The organism is uncultured Tateyamaria sp. (assembly GCF_947503465.1).
Lineage (GTDB): Bacteria > Pseudomonadota > Alphaproteobacteria > Rhodobacterales > Rhodobacteraceae > Tateyamaria.
The window spans coordinates 1,622,220-1,643,426 of the sequence record NZ_CANNDN010000001.1 but is presented as its reverse complement, the minus strand read 5'-3'; the positions used below and the strand labels follow the sequence as shown (position 1 = coordinate 1,643,426).

Below are 21,207 nucleotides of genomic sequence, written 5' to 3'. Positions count from 1 at the left end.
GACGCTCTTTCCGAACGGTGTTGCGGATCAGGGTTTGATGTCGATCCCGACCTTCTTGTTGGTAAAGTCGAGCGTATAGGCCGCTTTCCAATCAAGATCGGCGCCGATCACGCCAGCATCGACCATCTTCTGGTAAAAGTCACCGATGACCTCATCCGACATCGCGCCTATGCCCAGCTCCAGCGTCTTGCCGCTGTCCACGATGCCTTCGTCGCGCATCATGTTCTTGGCAAAGTCGATCTTGTCCTGGGTCATGTCGGCGTTGGCCTCAAGGATCAGGGCGTCCGCCGCGGCACTGTCGCCGTAAAGGTAGTTGTACCAGCCGGTCAGCGACGCATCGACAAAGCATTCGACCTGCTCGGGGGTCTCGTCGATCGTGGCCTGCATCACCTCGATCGTGGTGGCATAGGACGAATAGCCATTGTCGGCGATCAGGAAGACGTTGGGTTTGAACCCGGCCTCCTTCTCAACCAGGTACGGTTCTGATGACAGGTAGCCTTGCATGGCAGTGTCGGTGTTGGCGATGAACGGCGCAGGGTTGAAGGTGTAGGGCTGGCGCTGTTCGGCCGTGAACCCGTGTTCGGCAATCATCCACTGGTAATAGCTGGAATAGCCATTGTCGCCGATCAGTAGGGTCTTGTCCTTCAATGCGTCCCAGCTGGTGACATCCGGATGCGCCACGATGACCTGCGGGTGTTTCTGGAAGATGGCGGCCACGGCCACCACCGGAATCTCTTCGGCAACGGCATTGAAGGCCTGCAACATGTCGCCGCCCATGTGGAACTGGATGCGGTCGGCCAGCAGAAGGGCCCGATTGTTCACCTGTGGACCGCCCGACACGATGGTGACGTCCAGCCCGCACGCGGCATAGGTGCCATCGGCAACGGATTGATAGAACCCGCCATGTTCCGCCTGGGCCAGCCAGTTGGTGCCGAATGTGACCGGTGTCAGGTCCTGTGCCATGGCGGCAAAGGGCAATACGGCCAAGGCCGTTGTAAGCGCAAGTTTTTGCATGAAAGACGTCTCCCCTGTGGTTTGGCATCACATGGAAAAACAGAATGCGACTTGGCGAACCGAAAGAAAGACAAGAGGGCCGGGCAACACCACTGTGGCCCAGCTTCAGGCGGGTTTCCGCCCAAAAATGCGGCATTGCGGTGAAAAAAAAAGCCGCGCTTGGTGGGGCGGATGGTTCAGCACGGGGTCAGTAGTCGTCTCCGGCATAGCGGTTGGGCTGACCTTTGGCCTTCGGGTCACCAATGAAATCGGCCCAATCGTCCCCGGGCCTCCAGATGCTGTCCATGGTGTCAAAGGCGGCTGCGCGCGCATCGTCCTGCGCGTGGCGATAGAAAAACGCGCTGACCCGGGCATTGTAAATGCAATGGACATGGATCTTTGTGTCCGGCAGCGCCGCAAGCGCGGCTGCGAAATCCTCGAAATCCTGATCCGTTGGTGCCACGAAGTCGACCGGGATATGGACATAGGTCATCCCGAGGTCCGCAACGGTCCCGGCCTCGTCCGGCAACGCGCCTTCCGTGTTGTGAATGCCCAGATTAATGATGTGGGTCACGCCCAGAGCGCGGATCTCGGCCAGTTCACGCGCGCTAGGCTGACCAGAAGTGGTGATGCGCGGGGTGATCCGGCGCCAATTCAGGATATGGGGCAGGTCAGTCATGCTGTGGCTCCGGTCTTCACTGTGCACAGACGGCGTGCGGTTTCGTCACACGGCGGGTCGAGGCGGGGTCCTTGCGCAACATCGGTTCTGGCCGGATGGGACGCTGTACGAAATTGCCGCCGCAATTAGGGCAGATATGACCCAGCCGCGTTTCCACACAGCTGACGCAAAAGGTACATTCATAGGTGCAGATGCGCGCATCCAGCGCGGTGGGTGGCAAATCCTTGTCGCAGCATTCGCAATTGGGTTTCAGAACAAGCATCACACGCTCCTTTCATCACATGCCGCTAGATTAGCGTGGGATGATCTGGCAGAAATGCCAATATGACTGTAAAAACTGCCAAAACAGACACCGGGCAAAGGCTTGTGGTGTTTCTGGTCTACCCCGACATCGTCTTGCTGGACCTTGTCGGACCGTTGCAGGTGTTCAGCCACGCGCCGGATGCCCGGGCAGGCGGGCCGGGATACACCTGCCTCGTGGCTTCGGTCGCCGGTGCGGCGACGCTGACAAATACCGTGCTGACGATCCCGACGGTCGCCGTTGGCGATGTGGTGGACCGGGATATTCACACGCTGGTGGTCGTGGGGGGCGATGGGGCCATCCCGGGCAGAAAGGACGCCGCGCTGGTCGCGGCGGCAAAAACGCTGGCAGGCACGGCGCAGCGTGTCTGTTCGGTCTGCTCTGGCGCGCTGATCCTGGCCGCGACCGGATGGCTGGACGGGCGGCGGGCCGTGACGCATTGGGACGATTGCAAGATGCTGGCGGACGAGTTTCCGCAGGTGCAGGTCGAAATGGACCCGATCTTTATCAAGGACGGACCGGTCTGGACCTCGGCGGGGATCACGGCGGGCATCGACATGGCACTGGCCATCGTGGCCGAGGATCTGGGGCGGACGTCGGCCATGGCCGTGGCGCGATCCATGGTGGCACAGATGGTGCGATCGGGCGGGCAATCGCAGTTCAGCCCCGTGCTCAACCGTCAGGCGCAGGACGGTGCCGGGCAATTCGATGCGCTGCACACCTGGATGTCGCACAATCTGCGTCGCAACCTGACGGTAGACACATTGGCGGAACAGGCACGGATGAGCGCGCGCAATTTTGCGCGTGTCTATACCAGAACCATGGGCCTGACCCCGGCCAAGGCCGTCGAAGCGATGCGCGTAGAAATGGCGCAGGATCTGCTTGAGACAACGGATCAAAGCTTGAAACAGGTGGCCGACCGGTGCGGGTTCGGGGACGAAGACCGCATGCGCAGGGCCTTCTGGCGCGGGATCAAGGTGTCGCCGGCAGAGTACCGGCAAAATTTCAGAACCACGCCCCAAGTCGCAGCGCTGGCGCATCAGCCCGTCAAGTAGGGCAGAAATGAGGCACACGCGATGGTCAAGTTTCACACAGTGTGGCCAAACGGCACTAGGCAAACCACCGCTGGTTGCGATATGCCGGACCAGCCCGGGGGGGCACACTTATCGGGGCATCCTGATGCTGAAAACACTGGCCGTTGCGCTTTGCGCAACGTTTTGCCTCGCGGATCTTGCGGATGCGCAGGACCGTCAACGCCTGGGCTATGGCCGTCTGATCACCAATGACTTCTTCGGCGACGGCGAAGACAGGTGGCGCACGGGCGGGTTCCAGTCCTCGCGTGTCTGGGGTCCGGACTGGGACGGCGTGGCGCCCACCGGGTTCGGCCAGCTGCTGGAATTGCGTCTGGCGGCAGAGATCATTGCACCCGACGACATCCGCACCCCGGCACCGGGTGACAGGCCCTATGCGGGTGCGCTGTCCGTGGGCCTGCACACCCATTTCACGCGCGGCCCGATGGAATACTCCGTGGGCGGTGACATCGTGTTCCTGGGGCCGCAAACGCGGCTGGATGAATTCCAGGATGCCTTCCACGACACGTTCAACATCGTGCGCCCGTCCGACGCGGTGCGCGATGCGCAGATCGAAAACGATATCTTGCCCAACGTGGTGGTCGAGGCGGGCCGCAGTTTTGACATCGGCAAGGCGTCGTCGATCCGCCCCTTTGTCGAGGCACGCGCCGGGGTCGAGACCATGGTGCGCGCGGGCGTCGACTTTACCTACGGCGCATTGGGCCGGGGGGAATTGCTTGTGCGGGACGGGGTCAGCGGGCAACGCTACCGCGTGGTGCAGGGCGACTGGACCGGCTTCAGCTTTGTTCTGGGGGCTGACATCGCCCGTGTGACGGACAGTGAATTCCTGCCGGCCGAGCGGGGCATCACCCATGAGGACACCCGCGAACGTGTGCGGGCCGGCGTCATGTGGCGCAGCGAAACCGGGATCACCGGCTTTTACGGGCTCACCTATCTGGGCGAGGAATTCGACGGTCAGGACGAAGGCCAAATCGTCGGCGCGATCCGTTGGCGCGTTCCCTTCTAGTTTACGTTGAATCGTCTTACGTCAGGCAAATGTCTCAATTTACGTGATGTTCGACATGCAACACACTGGAATCTGATACAATTCCGGACTTCACAGGCGAGAAATCGCTTGTTAACCTATCGTTAATAAAAAAAGACAAGGCAGGCATACAGGCAATGGAAACGGGCTTTCGAGGCACGTTTGTCATCTCCTGGTCGCAAACAGAAGTGGACGGTCTCGAGGCCGCGCCCTTGCCGTCGCTGACGGTGGGTGCAGCATGGGCCTGGCGTGGGGACGCCGTACGGGTCGATGGTCCGCAAGATGTATTGCGCTTGGACAGGGCAAACGGAGAAGATGCAATTCGGCGCCGCGCGGCGCGCATGGTGCACAGGCTGGTTGGCGCAGCGGTCGACAACACCCCCTTGGCACCTGATACGGCAGAGCCGGACGCGCTGATGACCGACAGCAGTTTTGTGGTGACCGACGGGGCCAAAAGCTACACCGTCACCCTGATCGAAGTGGGGCGCGGTGCGCCGCCTTTGCTGATGTTTCTGGATGACATCCCGCCGCGCAAAACAGATCTTTGGGTGGTGCATCACACCATCAACACCGCACAGGGCGATCCGACGCCGGACGGTGGGGGCGGCGTGATCTGCTTTACACCCGGCACCCGCATCGACACGCCGGACGGCCCGCGCCTGATCGAGGAATTGCGCGAAGGCGACAAGGTCCAGACACAGGACAATGGCGCTCAGGAGATCTTGTGGACGGGCAGCCGTCGCATGACCGGCGCACGGCTCTTTGCATTGCCGCGGTTGCGCCCGATCCGGATCGCCACCGGCGCTTTGGGGGTGGAACGCCCCGATCAGGAGTTGCTGGTGTCGCCCGAACATCGGATGCTGGTCCGGGGCGACGTGGCCCGCGATCTCTTTAACACACCCGAAGTGCTGGTGGCGGCAAAGGATCTGGTGAACGGCTCGAACATCACCGTCGATCTGAAGGCCCGGTCTGTCACCTATGTGCACCTGCTGTTGCCGCGCCACGAAGTGCTGCGGGCCAACGGTGTCGAGACCGAGAGTTTCCATCCCGCCAGCACGGCGCTGTCGATGCTGAACGACAATGACCGGGCGCGGCTGGTTGCGGCGATGCCGAACCTCGAGTTGGATCCGCACACCTATGGCAGCTATGCCCGACGGAACCTGAGCTCGAGCGAGGCGGCGATCCTCAATCACGTGGCGTGATCCGACGGACGCGCGTGCGCGCGACACGATTCATTTTTGGGAATGAGGGGCTCTGCCCCTCAAACACCCCGAAGTATTTTCGGCCAGAAGAACAGGCTCAAGTGAACCCGGCGGTGCCTTTGTCCTCGGGCGTGCGGACGAGGTGTTTGGCCTTGATCTGTTCGGACGTATCGCGTGAGCCGTCATGGCTCCAACCCGGTGGGGCCACGGCGTAAAGCACCCGGTCCTTGAGAGTCAGGCCTTTTTGCGTGATGTCCTTCCAGATGCCGACCCATTCATGGAACGCCACGCGGATCGGGTTGAAGGTGCCCAGGTTCTGAACCAGCCCGTAATCCGGTTTTTCGCTGTCGAGTTCGGGCACGAAGGTGCCGAACATCCTGTCCCAGATGATGAACACGCCGGCGTAGTTGGCATCCAGGTACCGCGCGTTTCGCCCGTGGTGCACGCGGTGATGGCTGGGGGTGTTCATCACAGCCTCGACCCAGCGGGGCAGCTTGCCGATGGCTTCGGTGTGGATCCAGAACTGGTAGATCAGGTTCAGGCCACCGACGAACAGCACCATGGCCGGGTGAAAGCCCAGCAGGATCAGAGGTGCCCGCACCACCATCATGAAGGTGAAGGAGCCGGTCCAGGTCTGTCGCAGTGCCGTGGTCAGGTTGTAGTGCTGGGACGAGTGGTGGTTCACGTGGCTGGCCCAGACCCAGCGGATGCGGTGCCCGAACCGGTGCACCCAGTAGTAGCGCAGGTCATCGAGCACAAAGCAGAGCAGAACAATCCAGATGCTTGTGCCCAGATCAATCGGAGTGATGGTCCAGAGCCACATGAAAAAGCCCCAGGCGATGAACCCCAAGAGGATGCCGGAGGCGACATTGCCCGCGCCCATGATCAGCGAGGTGACGGCGTCGCGGGTTTCATACCGCCCGCCGCGCCCCTTGATCACGATCCAGGCGAGTTCGATGGCGATCGCGGCGATGAAGAAGGGGACGGCGAGTTGCACGACGTCGGGGTAGGTGAGGTCAGCCATCATGTCCTTGCAATCCAATCCTGCCAGTCTTTCGCGTCTTCAGGCGACAGGGAGAGGCGCACCCGGGGGGCCGCATAATCCCCCAGGAGGAGGGTCGCGTGCCGGTCCTTGATGCGCAGCGTTTCCTGGCCCGTCAGCAGCCGGGCGCAACTGTCGGCCCCCATCTGCCAGAGCAGGCCCGCGCCATGATCCGTGGTGATCCTGGCCGCGCGGCCGTCGCGCGTCAGCACCACATCCAAGACGGTGTCGTCCGGGCGGGCCCGCAGCCATGCAGCACGGGCCGTTGAACGGGTGAATGCCGGTGCCTGCGACAGGCCCAGCAGGTGCAGCGCGAGCGCGATGCCCGCGATACCGCCCGCAACCAAAATCAACAGGATGTGCAATGGCACGGCCTGATCCTCCCTGCTTGCAATTCAGCGGACTGCGCGGGCCAAGGTCAAGTGTTGCGTGGCGTCAGCCAGAGCGCACGGTGGGGCGCGTGGGGTTACCCATGGGTAACCGCAAGGCTTTGTTAAAATTCGTTAAATTTCAGGAAATGCACAGTACGCGCGGGCGGCTTTGCCTCTAATGCAACCCTTTGGTTGGCACAAAGGCAGCAGGCAGACCAAGATAGTCGTGAGCCTGTTCCGGCGTATCGAACAGCCGGCCCCGCACATTTGGATAGTCTATGTCAAAGCGCCTGATCATCTGATCCAACACCGGGCGCACACTGTCATTGCCGCCAACGAAGGCAATCCGCTTGCGGCAGGCGTTGCGCCGATAGATGCCGACCACCAGTGCGAACAGGGATTGCACGTCACGATCTTCGAAATCGATCGTGGTGACCTGTCCCACATCACACAATTCGTCAAAGTCGGGATGACGCCGGAAATCCATCTCGAACGTGTCAAAGAACCCCAGAACGTCATTCAATGTGATGTGACCGGAATAGATCACGTGAAACAGGGGCTGGCCCGGGACAGGGCGATACCAGACTGGCATATGTCGGACTTGCGCATTGGACAGGACAAAAGGCAGTGCGGACAAGGGTAGCTGCCGCATCGCCCCTTCACAAGACGGGTCCTGAGCCTAGCTGCTTTCGGCCCCGATCAGCGTTGCGATAATCGCCTTGGCGCTGTCCGACGACCAATCCGCATCGCCGCGCAGGCGGGCGATCTCGCGGCCTTCGGGGTCGATGATCACCGTGATGGGCAGGCCGAAGATGCCCATCTGGGCGGCCAGCTTCTGCTTGGGATCCTGGTGGCGGGGCAGGTTCGTGGCGTCAATCTCGGCCAGGAATTTCTGGATGGCGGCGGGGTTGTTGCGGCCCGTGGCGATGGTGACCACCTCGAAATCGTCGCCGCCAAATTCTGCTTGCAGTTCGGCCAGCATCGGCATCTCGTGACGGCAGGGCGCGCACCATGTGGCCCAGAAGTTCACCAGGATATGCTTGCCTTCGTAGTCGGCCAGCGTGGCTGTGCCTGCGCCGTCTGCCAGGTCGAAGGATTGCTTCGACACTGCTTCGGGCGTGCTGTGGAAGATCAGTTTCTTCATGTCGCCGTCGCGCAGGGCTTCGGCTGCCGACGTGTCGGCGAGGGCAGGAATTGCGCCCACGCTCAGGGCCATGTAGAGGGCTGCGGTAACAAGCTTTTTCATCATCTTCCTCAAGGTGGCACGTTCATGTCCGACAAAACCGCGAATGAAATGTGGGGGGGCCGGTTTGCGGCAGGTCCCGATGCGATCATGGAGGCAATTAATGCCTCGATCGGATTTGACCAGCGCATGGCGTCCCAAGATATAGCAGGCTCGCGGGCCCATGCCGCCATGTTGGGCGCCACCGGCATCCTGAGTGATAAGGATGTGGAGGCGATCCGGGAAGGGCTGCTCACGGTCTTGTCAGAAATCGAAGCGGGCACGTTTCAGTTTTCGACGGCACTTGAAGACATCCACATGAATGTGGAGGCGCGGTTGAAAGAGGTCATTGGCGCACCTGCCGGGCGTCTGCACACGGGGCGCAGCCGAAACGATCAGGTGGCGACCGATTTCAAGCTGTGGGTGCGTGACCAGTTCGATGCAGCCGAGGGCGCGCTGTTGTCGCTGATCGCGGCCCTTCTGGATCAGGCAGAGGTGGGGGCCGGTTGGGTCATGCCCGGTTTCACCCATCTGCAGACCGCCCAGCCCGTGACCTGGGGGCATCACATGATGGCCTATGTCGAAATGTTTGGCCGCGACCTGTCGCGCGTGCGCGATGCGCGGGCGCGGATGAATGAAAGCCCGCTGGGCGCTGCGGCACTGGCAGGCACATCTTTCCCCATCGACCGGCAGATGACGGCCAAGGCGTTGGGCTTTGACCGGCCCGCCGCCAACTCGCTGGATGCGGTCAGCGACCGCGACTTTGCGTTGGAGTTTCTGAGCACGGCCAGCATTTGCGCGGTGCACCTGAGCCGCTTTGCCGAAGAGTTGGTGATCTGGTCCTCGGCCCAGTTCCGCTTTGTCACCCTGTCGGACCGGTTCTCGACCGGGTCGTCGATCATGCCGCAGAAAAAGAACCCGGATGCCGCCGAACTGATCCGGGCCAAGGTGGGCCGCATCTTTGGGGCAAACACGGCGTTGATGATGGTGATGAAGGGGCTGCCACTGGCCTATTCAAAGGACATGCAGGAAGACAAGGAACAGGTGTTCGACGCTGCCGACAACTGGATGATGGCGCTGGCGGCAATGGACGGGATGGTGCGCGACATGACGGCCAATCGCGACAGCCTTGCCGCAGCGGCCGGGTCAGGTTTCAGCACGGCGACCGATCTGGCCGATTGGCTGGTGCGGGTGCTGGGCCTGCCCTTCCGCGATGCGCACCACATCACCGGAAGCCTTGTGGCGCTGGCCGAAGCGGAAGGCAAAGACCTGCCGGATCTGACCCTGGACCAGATGAAAACGGCGCATGACGGCATAACCGCGGATGTTTTCACCGTTTTGAGCGTGGAAAATTCCGTTGCATCGCGTACAAGTTACGGAGGGACCGCGCCCGCCCAGGTGCGCGCGCAGGTCGCCCGGTGGAGAGAGGTGATCGCATGACCCGCATCTTGAGTGTCTTGTCGTTGCTGGCCCTGGTGGCCTGCGGTGCAGATGGTGAGCCTGTGCAGCCCCATGCCGGTGTGAACATCGGCGTCGGGTCGGGTGGTGTCCATGCGGGCGGTACGGTCGGCGTCAGCCGGGGACCGTTGTCTGTCGGTGTGAGCCTGTTCTGAGATATGGCGCCGGTTCGCATGATCTTTCTGGCGCTGGCCATTTGGGGCGCCATCCACCCTATGTACTATTTCATCAGCTGGTTTCAGGCGAACACGTGGGACATCATGGCGATGGTCGATGCGTGGCACGTGAACACCGCGACCAGCGGGCTGGTCTGGGACCTGACCATTGCGGCCGTGGCGTTGACCGTCTGGATCATCTCCGAAGTGTCGGTGCGGCGGAACTGGTCCGCCCTGATTGCGATCCCGGCCACGTTCTGCATCGGGGTCAGTTGCGGTCTGCCCCTGTACCTGTTCCTGCGGTCACGGCCCGTTACCTAAAATTGCAGCGGTCGAGGCCCTAATTTCGCCCCATTCCTTTGTATTGTTTCGCGTGCAGGCACAATGCGTTCGAGCAGAGGAAAGATATTTTCATGGAACAGACAGCCCCCAAGGCCCTTCTGGCCCCACCCGCACATCCGATCCCTCCGGCGGCTCAGGCTATTGTCGATGTGGCCAAGGCCCATGGCGTCAGTCCGTTCCGGCAGCTGCGCGAAATGTGGACACTGCGCCGGAGCACGGGCAAGATCCGCAGCGACGAATATCATGCGACGGGGGTGTTCAACCCGGACCTGCCGATGACCGCCAAGCTGGAATTCGTGGGGCGTACGGGCAGCTATAAGCTGAACAACCGGCTGTCGCCCAAGGCCCTGACAACCATTCGTACCTTTGTGCGCGACAAGGTGATGTATTCCGCCCTTCTGGACAGTCTGGGCGTGCCCACGACACGGACACAGGCCGTGGTGCATGACAACCGCACCTTCGGCACGCTGCCGGTTCTGCGCGACCCGCAGGCCATTGCCGATTTCATGACGCATGACGCGGTCTATCCCGTCTTTGGCAAACCCTGCGAAGGGTCGCAAAGCGTGGGGTCGGCCCTGATCACCGGGTGCAGCGGCGACATGTTGACGCTTGGCAACGGGCGCGAGGTGGACCTGATGGGCTTCGCCCACGAGCTGATCGAGGATTATCCCGAAGGGTTCATCCTGCAATCCGCCGTGGACCAGCACGCGGCGCTGTCCTCGATCACGGGTCCGGCCGTCGGCACGCTGCGCGTGGTAACGCTGCGCGACGAAAACGGTGCGGCGCCGCTGTACCATGTGTGGAAGCTGCCGTCCCCCTCGGCCATGTCGGACAATTTCTGGCAGGCGGGGTCCATGATTGCAGAAATCGGCGCGGACGGCGTCGTGACCCGCTGCAAGCGCGGCACCGGCCTGGCCGCCGAGTGGATCGACACACATCCGGTCAGCGAAAAGCCCATCGTGGGCGCACAGATCCCGCATTGGGACGAGGTGCTGAAACTGGCATCGGACACCCATATGCTGTTCCCCGACTTCGGGGTCATCGGCTGGGACATCGCCATGGGCAAGGACGGCCCGCTGGTCATCGAATGCAACGCCAACCCGTTCCACATGCTCTACCAGCTTGCCACGGGCCGGGGTGTAATGAACCCGGACCACATGCCGCGCTTTGACGCCGCCGCTGCCTATTCGAAAAAGATCAGCGATGAACGCAACCAGCTGGCCCGCGAGCGCATCAAGGATCGCAAACAGTGATCTGACGCATTGAAGGTGAGCGCCTGCTGATTTAGGCAGGCGCTCATGGATCATTTTCTGTACCGCGACGGCGTTCTGCACGCCGAGGATGTGCCGGTGGCTGACATTGCCGCCACCGTGGGCACGCCGTTCTATGTTTATTCGACGGCAACGCTGCTGCGCCACTTTACCCTTTTTGACGAAGCACTTGAGGGGATGGACCATCTTGTCTGCTACGCCATGAAGGCAGCCAGCAATCAGGCGATCCTCAAGACACTGGCCCGGGCCGGTGCTGGTATGGATGTGGTGTCGGGCGGAGAATACGCGCGCGCCAAGGCCGCAGGCGTGCCCGGCGACAGGATCGTGTTCTCGGGCGTGGGCAAAACGGCGGATGAAATCCGCATGGCGCTGACCGGCGGCATCCGCCAGTTCAACGTCGAATCCGAACCCGAGATGGAAGTCCTGAACCGCGTCGCAGGTGAGGTGGGTGCCCGCGCCCCCATCACCATCCGTGTCAACCCGGATGTGGACGCCAAGACCCACGCCAAGATCGCCACCGGCAAGTCCGAGAACAAGTTCGGCATTCCCATCGCGCGGGCGCGCGAGGTCTATGCCATGGCGGGCGCGATGGAACATATCGATGTGATCGGCATCGACGTGCATATCGGATCGCAACTGACGGAATTGGCCCCGTTCGAGCTTGCTTACCAGAAGGTTGCGGAACTGACCTTGCAACTGCGCGAGGACGGCCACGACATTCGCCGCCTTGATCTGGGCGGCGGCCTTGGCATTCCCTATGCCCGGTCGAACGAGGCGCCGCCGCTGCCAACGGACTATGGCGCGCTGATCAAACGCACGGTCGGACATCTGGGCTGTGAGGTCGAGATTGAACCGGGGCGCCTGATCGCTGGCAATGCCGGTCTGATGGTATCCGAGGTCATCTATGTCAAATCGGGAGAGGGCCGCGATTTTCTGATCCTCGACGGGGCGATGAACGACCTGATCCGGCCCGCCATGTACGAGGCCTATCACGACATCATTCCCGTCATCGAACCGGCCCCGGGCACGGACCAGGCACCCTATGATATCGTCGGGCCCGTCTGCGAATCCGGGGACACATTTGCCAAGCAGCGCATGATGCCGCCGCTACGTGCCGGGGATCTTGTCGCCTTCCGGTCTGCGGGCGCCTATGGCGCGGTGATGAGCAGTGAATACAACACCCGCCCCCTGATCCCCGAAGTTCTGGTCAATGGCGATCAATACGCGGTGATCCGCGCACGGCCCACCTTTGACGAAATCATAAATCGCGATACCATTCCAAGGTGGCTCTGACCCGTTCAGCGCCTATATGGGTTACAGGCGCTATGGTGCGCCGCGCCACCGGCAAGGGACGCGACGAATGGCCAGTTTTTCCAGACATGACGTGCGACGTGGGCTGAAGGCATTGCGCTGGCCGCTGGCAATGACCCGTGCGGGCATGTTTGCCGAAGCGTTCTGGCAGGCGACCTGGCCGCTTGCGACCGTCGTTCTGGCGGTGCTGGCGGTGCTGATGCTGGGCCTTCAGGACAGCGTGATGGTTGAACTGGTGTGGGGTCTGGGCGTTGTTGCCTTTGGTGCAGCCGTCGGCGCGCTGGTCTATGCGCTGCGCACATTCCGTATTCCCACGCGCGAGGCGGCGCTGGTCCGGCTGGATGAAACCTTGCCAGGGCGGCCCATTCAGGCGCTGATGGATGAACAGGCGATCGGCGATGACGATGCGGCATCCACCGCGGTGTGGCGCGCGCACCAGGCGCGCATGGCCGAACGGGCGGCACGGGCCACGCCCGTGCCTGCAGACCTGCGTATCGCGCGCCGCGACCCTTATGCGCTGCGCTATGTCGCGGTGCTGGTGTTTGCCGTGGCCCTGATCTTTGGATCGATCTGGCGCGTCGGTTCGGTGGCCGAGATGGCGCCGGGTGCGGGCGATGGCCTTGCCACGGGACCCGTGTGGGAAGGCTGGGCCGAAAGCCCCCGCTATACCGGGCGGCCCACGATCTATTTGAACGACATCGCCGAAGGGCCGCTGGAAGTGCCCGCCGGATCGCTGATAACGCTGCGCATCTATGGCGAAGTGGGCGCCCTGACCGTGGCCGAAACCGTATCGGGCCGCACGGGTGATGTGCCCCCGGCCTCGGCCTCGGAACAGGATTTCACCGTTGTCCAGTCGGGTGAAATCGCGATCAACGGCCCCGGTGGCCGGAGATGGACCGTTGCCGTGTTGCCGGACGAGGCGCCCAGTATCGAAGTGCTGGATGGCCCCGAAGCGACGGCCTTGGGTGAGATGACGTTGCCCTACGCCGCCTCGGACGATTACGGCGTCGAGGCGGGCGAGGCACGCTTTGCCCTTGATCTGAGCGAGGTGGACCGCCGTCACGGCCTTGCCATTGCGCCGGAACCACGCCCCGACATCACCGCTGCGCTGCCCATGCCGTTCACCGGCGACCGGACCGAGTTTCAAGAGGCGCTGGTCGAGGATTTTTCCGAACACCCGTGGGCCAACCTGCCCGTCACGGTTGTCATGACCGCGCTGGACGCGGCAGAACAGCAGTCGGAAACCGAACCGTTCCGGATGATCCTGCCGGGGCGACGGTTCTTTGACCCGCTGGCGGCGTCGATCATCGAACAACGCCGTGACATCCTGTGGTCCAAGGACAACAGCACGCGTGTCGCCCAAATCCTGCGGGCGGTGGCGCACCGCCCGGATGACGTGTTCCGCCGAGAAGTGGATCAGCTGCGCCTCAAACGGGTGATCACCAAGCTTGAGACGCTGGCCAGCTATGGCCTGACGGATGAGCAGCGCGAAGATATCTCACGCGATATGTGGGACCTGGCCCTCGGGATCGAGGAAGGCGACCTGTCGGATGCGCTGGAACGCCTGCGCCGGGCGCGCGAACGTCTGGAACAGGCCATGCGGGACGGGGCCAGCCCTGCCGAGATCGAAGAACTGATGCAGGAATTGCGCCGCGCCACGGATGATTACATGCGCCAACTGTCGCGGCAGGCCGAACTGGACCGCCAGGAAAACGACGAAAACCCGCGCAACCAGCAAAACCAGAACCAGATGCAGATGACGCAGGATGACATCCAGCGCATGATGGACCGCATTCAGGAACTGATGGAACAGGGCCGCATGGCCGAGGCCGAAGACGCCCTGCGCCAGTTGCAGGAGATGCTGGAAAACATGCAGGTCACCCAAGGGGAGGGCGGCGACGGCCAAAGCCCCGGGGAACAGGCCATGGAAGGTCTGGCCGAGACCTTGCGGGAACAGCAGGGGCTGAGCGATCAGGCCTTCCGCGACCTGCAGGAACAGTTCAATCCCAATGCGCAGGCCGGTGAAAGCCAGGGCAACGAAGGCCGGGACGGCGGCCAGGGACGCGGCAACCAGCACAGCCAGGGCGGCGATGGTCAGGGCGAGCAGAGCACCGACGAGGGCGGTGGCGACGGCAGCGATCAAAACGCGGGCGAAGGCAATGGGTCATTGGCCGACCGCCAACAGGCGCTGCGCGACGAACTGCGCCGCCAGCAGGGCAGCCTGCCCGGGGCAGGTACACCCGAAGGCGACGCCGCCCGTGATGCGCTGGACCGTGCGGGCCGGGCCATGGATGGCGCCGAAGAGGCGTTGCGGCAGGAAGACTTTGCCGAGGCCATCGACAACCAGTCACAGGCCATGGAAGCGCTGCGCGAGGGCATGCGCGCGCTGGGCGAGGCGATGCAGCAGGAGCAGCAGAATGCCCAGCAGGGGCAGGGCACCTCGGAAAGCGACCGCCGGGCCGACGCCCGCGATCCGCTGGGGCGCGATCCGGGCTCGAACGGATCGGTCGGCACCGAAGAAGGGCTGTTGCAGGGCGAAGATGTGTACCGCAGGGCGCGTGACCTGCTGGACGAAATCCGCCGCCGTTCGGGCGAGGGGGAACGCCCCGATGTGGAACTGGATTATCTCAAGCGGCTGCTGGACCGGTTCTAGGACCTATTCGCCTTCCGGGGCTGTCAGGTTGTCCAGCCAGGTCAGCCCTGCCGCCACCTGTCCATCCAGCCACAGCCGTGCCGCGTCGACCTGCGCCACATAAGCGCTTAGGAACGGATCGGCCTGCGGTACCGAGCGGGCGATATCGGGCGCAAAGACATAGATCGCCCCCAGGATCACCGCCAACAGCACCATCAGGGTAAAGCCCCGGCGGAACCCCGACTTGCGCGGGGCCGCCTCGGTCGCGTCAACCGAGGTCTCATTGCCGGGCCCGGACTGGCGATCGCCGGTGGATCGCAGGGTCGAGTTGATTTCCTCGATATCGGGCAACAGATCGCGGCGCGATCCGATGGCGGCTGCGGTGGCGACGGCTTCGGACACCTGTTCGGGCGGTTCGGCGCTTTCGCCACGCATCCGGGCCATGCGATCGCGGGCCTCGCGCGCGCGACGGTCGGCATCGGTTTCGCCGCTTTCAAGGCCCAGATCCGGCTGGCTTTCCAGCACGTCTGCGTCCGCGGCGCGCGCCTGGGCTTCGATCTCTGCCTCTTCGCGCAGGATGTCAGCCACGGACGGATCCAGTTCGCGGCGCTGTGGTTCGGGGGCGGGGGCACGTTCTTCGTCGGGGCCGGGCGTATCTTCAACCGGGGCCAGATCCTCGGGCCCGTCCACCTCTTCGGGGTCGGCCGGGGCGTGGTCTGGATGGTGCTGAAACCAGGTCTGGCCGCAGTTGGAACACTGCACGTCGCGCCCTTCGGTCGGGATCACGTCATCCACAACCTCGTATTGCGCATCGCAATTGGGACATATCAGCCGCATGTCGGGTCCTGCCTCGGTTTTGCGTTTCACCATATGTTGTAGGCGTGGCGCAGAAAAGACATAAGTGCGTGCGCCCTGCCGAACGCATACACATTGAATCCGGCATGGTGCTGAGGCACAACAGGTGCCAAAGGGGCGGGGACACACGTGATCGAGCTGGAAAATGTAGCCTACAGCTATGGCGGGGGCGAGCTTTTGTCCGATATTTCAGTCAAGCTGGCGCCGGGATCGTTCCATTTCCTGACCGGCCCGTCGGGTGCGGGCAAAACCACTTTTCTCAAGCTGTGCTATGGGGCCTTGCTGCCGACAGCGGGCCATATCCGGGTCTTTGATCGGGACGTGCGGTCGCTGGAGCGCGATGATGTGGCCAAGGTGCGCCGCCGCGTGGGTGTCGTGCATCAGGATGTGCAGTTTCTTGATCACCTCGATGTGTCGGACAACGTGGCGTTGCCCCTGACCGTGTCTGGACGACAGGCCGAGGCGGCAAATGGCGATCTGACCGAACTATTGGCCTGGGTCGGGCTGACCAACCGCGCGCAGGCTATGCCGCCCGAACTGTCGGGCGGGGAACGCCAGCGTGCTGCACTGGCCCGCGCCGTCATCATGTCACCCGATGTGGTGCTGGCGGATGAACCCACGGGCAACGTGGATTGGGACATGTCCCAGCGCCTGCTGACGCTGCTGGTGGAACTGAACAAGATGGGCAAGACCGTGCTGATCGCCACGCATGACCTGTCGCTGATCCGTGCGGCCAAGGCGCAGGTGCAGGCCCGTGTCCTGCGCATTTCCAACAGACGTGTGCAGCTTGCGGGGGCCGATCTGTGACCTTCGACATGCAGACCCTGCGCGCCCTGCTGGCAGGCGACCGCCACGCGGACCGGGTGGTGCCACCCACCGGATTCACCGCGCAACTGACCTTGTTCGTGTCGGGTGCGATGGCCTTTTTGGCGGTTTTTGCGCTGGCCTTGTCCCTGGCGGCGGGGCGGCTGGCGGATCGGTGGGGCGCCGAATTGGCGCGTACCGCAACCATCCGCATCGTTGCCCCCGAAGATCAACGCGCACTCCAGACCACCGCCGCGTTGCAAGTGTTGTCCACGACACCGGGGATCGCCGCGGCCCGGGCACTGACGGATGAGGAACAGCAGGCGCTGCTGGCGCCGTGGTTCGGGCAGGACCTGCCGTTGAACAGCCTGCCCGTCCCGCGCCTGATCGAGATCGAGGCCACGGAACAGGGATTTGACGCCACGGGCCTGCGCCTGCGCCTTGCGGCCGAAGTGCCGGGGGCCGTTCTGGATGATCACGGGCGGTGGCGCGCGCCCTTGGTGTCAGCGGCAAACCGTTTGCGCCTGCTGGGCTGGACGGTCGCCCTGCTGATCACGGGGGCGGTCGCCGCCATGGTGACGCTGGCGGCCAATGCGGCGCTTGCCGCCAATGCGCAGGTGATCGCGGTGCTGCGCCTTGTGGGGGCCACCGACAGTTACATCGCCAACGCCTTTGTGCGCCGGTTCACCTTGCGCGCGCTTGCGGGATCTGCGGCGGGTGTGAGTATCGGCTTGGTGGCCGTGTGGCTGATGCCGTCGGGCGGGGACACGCCCGGCTTTTTGACCGGGCTTGGTTTTCAGGGCGCCGGGTGGCTGGTGCCTCTGCTGGTGCCGCTCATCTGCGGGGCCGTTGCGCTTTTTGCCACCGCCTATGCCGCCAGCCGCGCCCTGAGGACCCTCACATGATCCAATACCTGCGTTCCCTGGTCTTTGTCGGCCATATCTATGTTATGATGCTGGTGATCGGGCTGCTTTGGGCGCCTTACGCCATCGTCAGCAAACATGGCGCGCGGTCGGCCTGCAAAAGCTATAGCCGCTATGTATTCTGGTCGATGCGCTGGATGGTGGGGTTGAAGGCCGAAGTGCGCGGGCACGTGCCCGAGGGCGAGGTGCTGATCGCAGCCAAGCATCAGTCCTTCCTCGACATCATGATGATCTTCACGGCGCTGCCCTCGGCCAAATTCATCATGAAACGGTCAATCCTGTGGACGCCGATCATCGGGCTTTATGCCAAGCGGCTGGAATGCGTGCCCGTCGATCGCGGCAAGCGCGGCGCGGCCATTGCCAAGATGGTCGAGGATGTGGAAGCAGGCCGCGCCACACCCGGCCAGTTGATCATCTATTCCCAGGGCACGCGTGTGGCCCCCGGCGTCAGGAAGCCCTACAAGGTCGGCACGGCGGTCCTGTATGAACAATTGGGGCAACCCTGTGTGCCCGTGGCCACCAATGTGGGTGTGTTCTGGCCGCGGACGGGCATCTTGCGCAAGCCGGGGACCGCGATTGTCGAGTTTCTGTCAGCCATGCCGGATGGATTGGACAAAGAGACATTTCTGGCCCAACTCGAAGACCGGGTCGAAACACGCTCGGATGCGCTGATGCGTGAAGGAGGGTTTGATCCCGATGGAGTTCATTGAAGATATTCCAGCGCTTGAAGCGCTTTACGGCACGCCGGGGGCCGCATCGATCCGCAAGGTCGCGGATCATCTGACCCCGCTCTATTCCAAGTGGATCGCCGCCTCGCGCTTTGTGGTGCTGACAACCGTGGGCCCTGACGGCACCGACGGCAGCCCGCGCGGTGATGATGGCCCCGTTGTGTTGCAGCTTGATCCCAAGACCCTCGCGATGCCCGACTGGCGGGGCAACCAGCGTCTCGACAGTTTGCGCAACATCGTGTCGGACGGGCGGGTGTCGTTGATGTTCATGGTGCCGGGATCGAACACCGTGGTGCGGGTGAACGGGCAGGCACGTTTGACGGCGGACGCGGATGTGCGGGCCCGGTTCGAGCAAAAGGGCCGTCACCCCGGTACGGTGATCGTGATCAAGGTGGGCGAGGTTTACACCCAATGCGCCCGCGCGTTGATCCGGGCCGATCTGTGGTCGCGCAATGATGCCGATGGCCTGCCGACACCGGGCGAGATATTGGCCGAGGTGTCGCAAGGCGAAGAGGGTGGCAAACCCTATGACGACGCATGGCCCGAGCGCGCGGCCCGGACCATGTGGTGATTTAACATAATCTGTCCCCGCGGGGACAGATTATGTTAATTTAGGGCAGAAGGACCTGATCAATGGCGTGGATCACGCCGTTCGAGGCAAAGATATCGGCCTGGATGACATTGGCGTCGTTCACCTTCACGCCCGAGCCGAACTTGCCCACGATTCCGTTCACATCCAGCGTGCCACCCTGAACGGTGGTCACGTTCTGGCGCGTGCCCAGCACGTCGCCCGCCGTGATCTGGCCCGGTACGACGTGGTAGGTCAGGATATTGACCAGTTGGTCGCGGTTTTCGGGCAACAGCAGATTGTCGACGGTGCCTGCAGGCAAGGCTGCGAAGGCGTCGTTGGTGGGGGCGAAGACCGTGAAGGGGCCGGGCCCTTTCAGTGTGTCGACAAGACCGGCGGCCTGTACGGCAGCAACCAGCGTTGAAAAATTCGGATCGCCCGCGGCGATGTCCACGATATCGGGGTCTTGCGGCTGTGCGCAGGCGGCAAGGGTTGCAAGGGCGGCGGCGCCCCCGATCAGTTTCAAAGTGCTGCGACGATCCATGGTGCTGTCCTTTTGTCGTTCCTAATGCGTCCTGGGCCAAAGCTGGCCCGGTTATCAAAGGGTGCGGATGTGGCCAAAGACAATGACCTGCGGGGCACCCCCCGGACAAGAACGTAGTGCTCGGCAGAATTGTTCCCCTCCGTATGGTCCGGATCGGCGGGAATGTGCTGCTTTGGCGCTGTTTGCGATGGGGCGTGGACGCAGGTGTGGGTCTGTGGACCAAAAAAGCCCGGCCGAGCGGTCGCAGCCGTTCGCCGGGCAATTCAGGGGTGTCTGGTCGTGCCTTAGCTGTGAATCGGCCCCAAACCGCAGGCAAGCGCCGCCTCGCGCACCGCTTCGGAATAGGTGGGGTGTGCGTGGCAGGTCAGGGCCAGGTCTTCGGCAGAGGCGCCGAATTCCATCGCGACGCAGACCTCGTGGATCAGGTCACCCGCGCTGGGCCCGATGATATGTGCGCCCAGGATACGGTCGGTTTCGGCATCGGCGAGGATCTTGACGAAGCCGTCGGCGGCAAAGTTCGCCTTTGCCCGACCATTGCCCATGAAGCTGAACTTGCCCGCCTTGTACGCGCGGCCCTCATCCTTCAGCTGTTCTTCGGTCTTGCCGACATTGGCGACCTCGGGATGTGTATAGATCACGCCGGGGATAACGCCATAGTTCACGTGCCCATGCTTGCCCGCGACCTGTTCGGCGGCGGCCATGCCCTCGTCCTCGGCCTTGTGGGCCAGCATTGGGCCCTCGATCACGTCGCCGATGGCGTAGATGCCGGGGATGTTCGTTTGCCAATGGGCGTCTACGGCGATCTGGCCACGGTCGGTCATCTTGATCCCAAGCGCATCAAGGCCCAGCCCGTCGGTATAGGGTTTGCGCCCGGTGGCGACGAGGACCACATCCGCATCCACGACGTGCTCGCTGTCATCCTTGCGCAGCGTATAGGTGACCTTGGCCTTGGCCTTGGTTGTCTCGACCGATTGCACTGCGGCGCCCATGGTGAAGCTGAGGCCCTGCTTGGTCATGATCTTCTGGAATTGGCGCTGCACTTCGGCGTCCATGCCCGGTGTGACGGCGTCAAGGAATTCGATCACTTCAACCTCTGATCCAAGACGGCTGTAGACCGACCCAAGTTCCAACCCGATCACGCCCGCGCCGATCACGACCATTTTCTTGGGGATCTTGCCCAGGTCCAGCGCGCCGGTCGAGGACACGACGATCTTCTCGTCAATCTCGACACCGGGCAGGGTAGCGACATCCGACCCCGATGCGATGATGATGTTTTTCGCCTCGTGCACCTCGTCTCCGACCTTGACCTTGCCGGCCTCGGGGATGGAGCCCCAGCCCTTGAGCCAGTCGATCTTGTTCTTCTTGAACAGAAACTCGACGCCCTTGGTGTTCTGTCCAATGGTGTCGGCCTTGTATTGCAGCATCTGCTTCCAATCGACCGACGGGCGTTTGCCCTTGAGACCCATGGCGGCAAAGTTGTGTTCGGCTTCGTGCAGCATGTGAGACGCGTGCAAGAGCGCCTTGGACGGAATGCAGCCCACGTTCAGGCAGGTGCCGCCCAGCGTCTCGCGCCCCTCGACACAGGCCGTTTTCAGGCCCAGCTGCGCGCAGCGGATCGCGCAGACATAGCCGCCCGGGCCGGAGCCGATGATGATTACGTCGTAAGAAGCCATGGGTTCGGTCCTTTTTGA

At 62.9% G+C, this 21,207-nt stretch carries 23 protein-coding genes; 13 read left to right on the top strand and 10 right to left on the bottom strand.

Going from position 1 to position 21,207, the window contains the following annotated elements; genetic code table 11:
* Nucleotides 1–27 precede the first annotated feature (27 nt).
* The 3 genes from Q0844_RS08395 to Q0844_RS08385 all read right to left on the bottom strand — a co-directional run bounded on the left by Q0844_RS08395 (nt 28) and on the right by Q0844_RS08385 (nt 1,934).
* A complete protein-coding gene (locus Q0844_RS08395) occupies nt 28–1,014 on the bottom strand; it encodes an ABC transporter substrate-binding protein (RefSeq protein WP_299043826.1) in 987 nt (328 codons plus the stop codon).
* A 187-nt stretch (nt 1,015–1,201) separates the two neighbouring features.
* A complete protein-coding gene (locus Q0844_RS08390; RefSeq protein ID WP_299043823.1) occupies nt 1,202–1,672 on the bottom strand; it encodes a protein tyrosine phosphatase family protein in 471 nt (156 codons plus the stop codon).
* A 16-nt stretch (nt 1,673–1,688) separates the two neighbouring features.
* Nucleotides 1,689–1,934, bottom strand: a complete 246-nt coding sequence (locus tag Q0844_RS08385; protein ID WP_299043821.1) for a DUF1272 domain-containing protein — start codon at nt 1,932–1,934, stop codon at nt 1,689–1,691.
* Between the two features lie 62 nt (nt 1,935–1,996).
* Between Q0844_RS08385 and Q0844_RS08380 the strand changes: the two genes are divergently transcribed.
* The 3 genes from Q0844_RS08380 to Q0844_RS08370 all read left to right on the top strand — a co-directional run bounded on the left by Q0844_RS08380 (nt 1,997) and on the right by Q0844_RS08370 (nt 5,290).
* Nucleotides 1,997–3,028: a helix-turn-helix domain-containing protein gene (locus Q0844_RS08380; RefSeq protein ID WP_299043818.1), complete on the top strand. Its 1,032-nt coding sequence runs from the start codon at nt 1,997–1,999 to the stop codon at nt 3,026–3,028.
* 124 nt (nt 3,029–3,152) lie between these two features.
* Entirely contained in the window at nt 3,153–4,070 is a 918-nt protein-coding gene (locus Q0844_RS08375; RefSeq protein ID WP_299043815.1) for a lipid A-modifier LpxR family protein, read from the top strand.
* Nucleotides 4,071–4,225: 155 nt separating this feature from the next.
* Entirely contained in the window at nt 4,226–5,290 is a 1,065-nt protein-coding gene (locus Q0844_RS08370) for a Hint domain-containing protein (protein WP_299043813.1), read from the top strand.
* A 97-nt stretch (nt 5,291–5,387) separates the two neighbouring features.
* Here the strand turns inward: Q0844_RS08370 and Q0844_RS08365 are convergent, their stop codons facing one another.
* From Q0844_RS08365 to Q0844_RS08350, 4 genes are all read right to left on the bottom strand, one after another.
* Nucleotides 5,388–6,317 (bottom strand): sterol desaturase family protein, encoded by a 930-nt coding sequence (locus tag Q0844_RS08365; protein WP_299043810.1) that lies wholly within the window; start codon nt 6,315–6,317, stop codon nt 5,388–5,390.
* Nucleotides 6,314–6,703, bottom strand: coding sequence for a hypothetical protein (locus Q0844_RS08360; RefSeq protein ID WP_299043807.1), 390 nt, complete (start codon nt 6,701–6,703; stop codon nt 6,314–6,316). Before Q0844_RS08360 ends, Q0844_RS08365 begins: the two co-directional genes overlap by 4 nt.
* A 175-nt stretch (nt 6,704–6,878) precedes the next feature.
* Nucleotides 6,879–7,295, bottom strand: coding sequence for a hypothetical protein (locus tag Q0844_RS08355; protein ID WP_299043805.1), 417 nt, complete (start codon nt 7,293–7,295; stop codon nt 6,879–6,881).
* Nucleotides 7,296–7,382: 87 nt separating this feature from the next.
* The gene (locus Q0844_RS08350) at nt 7,383–7,949 is read right to left on the bottom strand and encodes a TlpA disulfide reductase family protein (protein ID WP_299043802.1); all 567 of its coding nucleotides are present in this window, start codon (nt 7,947–7,949) and stop codon (nt 7,383–7,385) included.
* Between the two features lie 24 nt (nt 7,950–7,973).
* Between Q0844_RS08350 and argH the strand changes: the two genes are divergently transcribed.
* From argH to Q0844_RS08320, 6 genes are all read left to right on the top strand, one after another.
* Entirely contained in the window at nt 7,974–9,365 is a 1,392-nt protein-coding gene (argH, locus tag Q0844_RS08345; RefSeq protein ID WP_299043800.1) for an argininosuccinate lyase, read from the top strand.
* Entirely contained in the window at nt 9,362–9,538 is a 177-nt protein-coding gene (locus Q0844_RS08340) for a hypothetical protein (RefSeq protein WP_299043797.1), read from the top strand. Before argH ends, Q0844_RS08340 begins: the two co-directional genes overlap by 4 nt.
* Before the next feature lie 3 nt (nt 9,539–9,541).
* On the top strand, nt 9,542–9,859 hold the full coding sequence (locus tag Q0844_RS08335) for a DUF2834 domain-containing protein (RefSeq protein WP_299043795.1): 318 nt from the start codon (nt 9,542–9,544) through the stop codon (nt 9,857–9,859).
* A gap of 92 nt (nt 9,860–9,951) precedes the next feature.
* The gene (locus tag Q0844_RS08330) at nt 9,952–11,133 is read left to right on the top strand and encodes a sugar-transfer associated ATP-grasp domain-containing protein (RefSeq protein WP_299043792.1); all 1,182 of its coding nucleotides are present in this window, start codon (nt 9,952–9,954) and stop codon (nt 11,131–11,133) included.
* A 45-nt stretch (nt 11,134–11,178) separates the two neighbouring features.
* A complete protein-coding gene (gene lysA / locus Q0844_RS08325) occupies nt 11,179–12,444 on the top strand; it encodes a diaminopimelate decarboxylase (RefSeq protein WP_299043790.1) in 1,266 nt (421 codons plus the stop codon).
* Between the two features lie 67 nt (nt 12,445–12,511).
* Nucleotides 12,512–15,115 (top strand): TIGR02302 family protein, encoded by a 2,604-nt coding sequence (locus Q0844_RS08320; protein WP_299043788.1) that lies wholly within the window; start codon nt 12,512–12,514, stop codon nt 15,113–15,115.
* A gap of 3 nt (nt 15,116–15,118) precedes the next feature.
* Here the strand turns inward: Q0844_RS08320 and Q0844_RS08315 are convergent, their stop codons facing one another.
* Nucleotides 15,119–15,931, bottom strand: coding sequence for a zinc-ribbon domain-containing protein (locus tag Q0844_RS08315; RefSeq protein WP_299043785.1), 813 nt, complete (start codon nt 15,929–15,931; stop codon nt 15,119–15,121).
* Nucleotides 15,932–16,078: 147 nt separating this feature from the next.
* Here Q0844_RS08315 and Q0844_RS08310 point away from each other — a divergent pair, with 147 nt between their 5' ends.
* The 4 genes from Q0844_RS08310 to Q0844_RS08295 are packed head-to-tail and all read left to right on the top strand — an operon-like array spanning nt 16,079 to nt 18,975.
* Nucleotides 16,079–16,756: an ATP-binding cassette domain-containing protein gene (locus Q0844_RS08310; protein WP_299043781.1), complete on the top strand. Its 678-nt coding sequence runs from the start codon at nt 16,079–16,081 to the stop codon at nt 16,754–16,756.
* An 8-nt stretch (nt 16,757–16,764) separates the two neighbouring features.
* Nucleotides 16,765–17,658 carry an FtsX-like permease family protein gene (locus tag Q0844_RS08305; protein ID WP_299045255.1) on the top strand — a complete coding sequence of 298 codons (894 nt, stop codon included), beginning with the start codon at nt 16,765–16,767 and terminating at the stop codon, nt 17,656–17,658.
* The gene (locus Q0844_RS08300; RefSeq protein ID WP_299043780.1) at nt 17,655–18,386 is read left to right on the top strand and encodes a lysophospholipid acyltransferase family protein; all 732 of its coding nucleotides are present in this window, start codon (nt 17,655–17,657) and stop codon (nt 18,384–18,386) included. Before Q0844_RS08305 ends, Q0844_RS08300 begins: the two co-directional genes overlap by 4 nt.
* A complete protein-coding gene (locus Q0844_RS08295) occupies nt 18,373–18,975 on the top strand; it encodes a pyridoxamine 5'-phosphate oxidase family protein (protein ID WP_299043778.1) in 603 nt (200 codons plus the stop codon). The genes Q0844_RS08300 and Q0844_RS08295 overlap by 14 nt, the downstream gene beginning before the upstream one ends.
* A gap of 40 nt (nt 18,976–19,015) precedes the next feature.
* Here Q0844_RS08295 and Q0844_RS08290 read toward each other — a convergent pair whose 3' ends face one another.
* The gene (locus Q0844_RS08290) at nt 19,016–19,516 is read right to left on the bottom strand and encodes a fasciclin domain-containing protein (RefSeq protein ID WP_299043776.1); all 501 of its coding nucleotides are present in this window, start codon (nt 19,514–19,516) and stop codon (nt 19,016–19,018) included.
* 284 nt (nt 19,517–19,800) lie between these two features.
* A complete protein-coding gene (gene lpdA, locus Q0844_RS08285; RefSeq protein WP_299043775.1) occupies nt 19,801–21,189 on the bottom strand; it encodes a dihydrolipoyl dehydrogenase in 1,389 nt (462 codons plus the stop codon).
* Between the last annotated feature and the right edge of the window lie 18 nt (nt 21,190–21,207).